Here is a 5,053-nt window from a genome sequence, read left to right on the forward strand (position 1 = left end):
AAAGGACGTAAAACAAAACAGTCCCTTCAGGGTATTTTAGGTGTACGCTATAGTTTTTAATTATATGGTTATTTTTTAGTTATCTTTAAATGTATGGTTGTCTTTAAAGGTCTTTAATGAAGGTTCAGAGAACAATTTTTCAGAGCATGCCGCTTCGCTTTTCATGATAGCTGTATACCCTTATATACTTTATTATGCATTACTTTTTTCTTTGATAAGAAAACTCTGAGGAAATGCTAAAGAAGCACTATAAAAACGTTCTTATATTCTTGATCAAAAAAAGCATTTAAAAGACTGTAAAAAACAGTTTTTTATGAGATAAGGAGAATGTTTAAGAAGGATTCTTTACAATCTAAGGTTGAAAATATGTTTTATAGAGCTAATTACGTTTGGTGTCTATGCAGGCGTGAAGGGGGGAGGATATGGCTCTACAATATAAATGGAAACAACATTGTTGGATACTCATGTTGAGCAGCTGTTTTGTGCAAGCTGCTGCTGCAAATGAGGGGGGAATACCACTTTTTTGTCAATCTTCAAGTTATGAAAGTGGCAAAATATTTCAGGATCAATACAATGAGGATATGAAAACAGGAAGATGCATTCTTGGAGCATCTAATGATGTTATTATAAGGACGCGCAATGAATTAGACTTTTTAAAAAAGCCTAGCGATTTTACTGAGGATAAGGGCGCTAGAGTGTTTGCGAGTCAACAGGAGCTTGACAGCAGTCGTCGTGACAATGTCGGATATAATTTACAAGAACAAAATATTGCGTTTCTTAAAAAACCTGAACTTATCTTCATTAAAGATGGGGCACTGTTAGAAAATTATGTCCTTGATAATGAAGGTAAAGCATACATTTCAAATGATGGCGAGAGTGATAGCCCAGGGCGATCCATTAATAATACTGTAAGGAATGGTGCAGAGCTTTATGTGTATGCAGGAGGTCTCAGTGAGAATAGTAAAATTGAACATGGTGGAACTGAAAATGTTGAGGCTTTAAATGGAAAACAAGGCTTTTCGAAAAATGCTGTCGTTAAAGAAGGTGGACAACAAAGTGTTGGAAATGGAGGAAAAGTAGAGGGGACTAAAATTTATGGTGGTGAGCAACTTGTTTTCGGGGAGGGGGATGTTGGAGGAGAAGTTAAAGGGAGTAGTGCTTCTCATACTGTCATTTATGGTCAAGATGAAACACTAGGACAACAAAAAGTATATGATGGCGGAAAAGTTTGGGATACGAAAGTTATGCGAGGGGGCGTACAAGAGGTTGGAAAAAAATCTCAAAGTGCTAAAAATGGTGGTTTTGCATTTGACACAGAAATTTTTAGCGGTGGTAAACAGCGTATCTTAAAAGGCGGTAAGGCTATTGGAGTTACTTTAAATGAGAGCGCTATTCAGGAAATATATGCTGATGGATCTGTAAAAAATCTAACAATGAATGATGAAACAAAATCATGGGTGCATGCTGGGGCAACATTAGAAGGCAAGACACAGGTAAATCATTCTGGGCAGATTCATCTTTATGCTGGGAATGATCAACATCATACCATAGTAGAAGATATTATTTTAAATGGAAAAGATACAAAACTGTACTCTATTACTGATGAGTTTGATGGAAAAAGTTCTTTGATACAAAAATTAAGTGGTGAAGGGAGTGTTATTTTTTCGTTTACAGGTTCTGATCCATATTATTCTCAGCTTCATGTGAATAATCTTTCAGGAAATTTACATTTCGCGTTCAATACTACGATTGCCCATAACCGTGGTGATTATCTCTTTGTTGAGAAAGGTGCTGGGAATCATACGATAAGTGTTGCTGATTCTGGAGTTGAAATCACGGATCCTTTTTCAAATAAGCGTGATTTAATTATGGATCAAAGTGGTGGCGCACATTTTACGCTGACAGATCTTAAGGGTGACAAAATTAACGCCATTGATGGTGGAACTTATATGTATGACTTGAAAGAAAGAAAGGATGAAAATGGAAAAGTGTGGTTTTTATCTGCAGACCGCCTCAGTGGACCAGAAACCTCTATTCCAGATCCGGCAAATCCTTTTGTTCCTGGTGAGACATCAACAACACCCTCTACAGATGCAGTGTTAACGTTGTCCGTAGTTCCTGGACTTGTTTTTAACAATGAGTTGCAAATTGTAAGGAATGGTAGAAAAATTTGGAACAGAAATAGGAAAGATATCGAACTATGGACTTATGCGATTAAGAGCAGAGAACGTATTGCGACAGGACATACACACTTTAAGCTTGGGCAGACAGGTTTAGTCTTTGGTGCTGATCAGTTGAGTGAATTAAGGCATGGAGAGTTGTATGTTGGTGGTTTCGGTAGTTATGATCAAGCACGTATTTCTCATGCACGAGGTGGTAATAGTGATCTGAGTTCTTATAGCATTGGAACTTATGCAACTTATTTTGATCATCGCGGATGGTATATGGATGGTGTTTTGAAATATAATTATTACCGAGATAATTTGAAAGCTATCTCCACGAATGGTTTAGCTATTCAAAGTCATTACAATCAGTGGGCGATAGGTGGGTCATTTGAAATTGGTTGTTATTTTACACCGGCACAGAATACTTGGATGCAGCCTTATATCAAGCTAACAGGTTTGCAGGTTGAAGGTAAAAAAATAAAACTTTCAAATGGAATGATAGGTGATCTAAGCCCATTGGTTTCATTCCGCAGTGAAGTTGGATTAACTGCAGGACATGAATTCTTTGTGAATTCAGAAACTTCATTAACAGCTTACATTATGGCAGCTTGGTTGCGTGAGAATGTAAATAATAATTATACGACAATTAATAACCAGCATAAATTTATTACAGACTTATCGGGTAATGCAGGTAAATTGGGAATTGGTGTAAACGGTTCGGTCAATGATAAACTGACACTTTATGCGGAAGCACATTATCTAAAAGGACATAAGATTAAGAATGCTCTTCAAGCTATTTTAGGATTACGCTATAGTTTCTAAATATGTGTGTACGCGGCTGATTAACTTTATGAATGTAATTATTTTGCAAGCTTAAACAGATAACGCTCGATTTTATCTTCTCGAGAGTGTAGAGATCTTCTCAAACAGTAAGGATATCTTTATACTCTCCTTTGAAGGCACGAGCGTTTTTTTCATCTATAACTTCAAATATTGAAAATTGTTCCTTGAACTCAAGTGAACAGTTTGAATTTTATTCAGACTTTCTGCCTTAAGTTAGAACTTTCTAGCTGCTTATAAATATACAACTTAAAGTTGTTTATATTAAAAAATACACTTTAAAAGTGTTTTTAAACATAAATAAAACACATTACGATACAATCTAAGACGGGTTACCTACGTAGCCGTGGGATATTTTTCTAAATAATTGAGAGTGGAGTGTCGATAATGCAGTATAAACATAAGTTAAGTTTTTCAGTATTGATGATCAGTAGTTGTCTTGTACAAGTTGCGAATGCAGTTGAAAACAGGAATGGAGAGCTAACAATAGTAGAACATGTAGGAAATCGAGCAGAGATACCAAAAGGTTCAGCACTGATTACGAATAATTTTCCCAGTAGTAATAGTAAAATTGGAGATGGCGGTGCTGAAATTGTTGAAAATGGGGCAACTTCTATAGGTTCCACTATTAAAAAAGGGGGAATGCAAATAGTTACACGCGGAGGAACTGCGATAGGCACCAAAATCCTTGGTGGTAAGCAGTTTATTCATGAAGAGCCAAATCTTGATCTTACAAGCGTGGAGAGAAAAAGTAGTGCATATAATTCCACAGTTACAGGAGATGGTGGAGTAGTGGGACAGCAGAATGTGTATGATGGAGCGTGGGTTTGGAATACGAAAGTGGGAGATAACGGAGAACAAAATCTTTATGCGGGACAAAGAAAAGAAGGTGGGAGCGCAATGGATACAGAGGTCTCTGGGAATGGCAGACAGCACGTCTTAGCGCATGCTGGGTCTTATGCTACTACTTTGAAGGGGCAGGCTATTCAAGTTGTATATCCTGAAGGGTTTGTGGATACTTTAACAATTACGGATTCTGCTAGGTCATGGTTTCATTCTGGTGTTCAAAAAGTCGTGGGAGAAGTAAGGGTCAATGATCACGGAGAACTTTATTTATTTGCTGGTGATAGGACAAACCATATCACTAAGAAAAAGATTCCTATAGAGGCAAGAGTTGATGAAATAATATTTGAGGTTGGTGAACGAAATATAGGAGAAAAACCTCAGATTGAAATTGAAGATTTAGGGGGGCATAATGGAACTGTTATTTTTACTTCTATTCCGTATGATCCACGTCATATTTCACTTCATGTTGAAAAACTTTCAGGGGATTTACATTTTCGATTCAATATTAGTGCTACGGGGGATGCGAGTGATTACTTGTCGATTGGCGATGGTGCAGGTAATCACAAAATAAGCGTTGCAGATTCTGGTGCTGAAATCACAGGCTCTCTGTCAAAAAGGAATAGTTTGGTTACTGAACTTCCATTAATTACCGATAGAAGCCAAGATGGAGGAGCTAATTTTACTCTGGCAGATTTTTTGGGCAAGAACATTACAGTTGTCGATGGTGGAACCTATCAGTATCAATTGCTGAAGAGAGAAAGGTGTGCTAGTTCTAGTGGTAGTGCTACAATTTGGTCTTTAAGCAGAGTCTCTGAAAATGCAGAACATTCTAATACTAAAACACAGTGTGTAAACAAGAAAACAAAGGACTCTGTTGCATTATCTGATCAAAGTTCTCCTTCTGGAGGAAAAAATACTGGTCTTCGTAAACCTACTAAAAAAGAGCAATCCAAGCCACGTCCTCCACGTCATTTAAGAGAAAGACAGAATGTCTCTAGTGTTTCGGTATCTCCCTCTCAAGAAAATCGCACTCATGTGAAGTCTCCCCCAGCAAGTTCTCTTCATTTTTCTGATGGAAAGCAACAGGCTATTGTTTCAGAATCTTCACAATCTTTAGCCGATCAGATGATTTTGCGTCCAGTTCATAAAGAACAGCCTTCTCCACAATTGAGAGAAACGCTTTCAGTTTCTCATTTTTTAAC

General features: G+C 37.3%; 2 protein-coding genes. Both read left to right on the forward strand.

Annotation, left to right across the window (positions count from 1 at the left end; translation table 11 throughout):
• Positions 1-422 precede the first annotated feature (422 nt).
• A complete protein-coding gene (gene bafA, locus ACFIK8_RS08735; protein WP_375636747.1) occupies positions 423-2,987 on the forward strand; it encodes a BafA family autotransporter in 2,565 nt (854 codons plus the stop codon).
• A gap of 405 nt (positions 2,988-3,392) precedes the next feature.
• Positions 3,393-5,053, forward strand: a 1,661-nt coding sequence (locus tag ACFIK8_RS08740) for a pertactin-like passenger domain-containing protein (RefSeq protein WP_375669203.1), incomplete at its 3' end; no start/stop codon positions are given.

The organism is Bartonella sp. MR168JLCBS (assembly GCF_042194175.1).

What these genes read in the sequence shown, in the direction of transcription:
- bafA (WP_375636747.1), top strand. Translation starts at nt 423, where the DNA reads ATGGCTCTACAATATAAATGGAAACAACATTGTTGGATACTCATGTTG.